This window comes from Pseudoalteromonas sp. P1-7a, assembly GCF_001401855.1.
In the GTDB taxonomy this organism is placed as follows: Bacteria; Pseudomonadota; Gammaproteobacteria; order Enterobacterales; family Alteromonadaceae; genus Pseudoalteromonas.
This window is the reverse complement of sequence record NZ_LKDU01000147.1, coordinates 1-247: the sequence shown is the minus strand read 5'-3', so window position 1 is coordinate 247 and position 247 is coordinate 1. Positions and strand designations below refer to the sequence as shown.

At 45.3% G+C, this 247-nt stretch carries 1 protein-coding gene; it reads left to right on the top strand.

Annotation, left to right across the window (positions count from 1 at the left end; genetic code table 11):
* On the top strand, nt 1-247 hold a 247-nt coding region (locus tag AN389_RS19870), incomplete at both ends, for an IS3 family transposase (protein ID WP_327077946.1).

The window sequence follows — 247 nt, the reverse complement described above, 5'->3', positions numbered from 1 at the left end:
TTGCCAGCAACCCCGAGTAAAGTACGGCTTCATTCGTGATCACCAAGATGAATTTTCTATTACGACGATGTGCCGCCTTTTTAAGCTGCACCGAAGTGGTTTTTATGCGTGGTTAAAAAAGCCCTTAAGCGATAGAGCGCTTGAAGATAATCGTTTGTTGAAGCTCATTAAAGAGTTTTATGTAGCCAGTGGCGGCACGTATGGTAGCCCTTGGATACATGCAGACTTGCGTGAAGCAGGTGAGCAA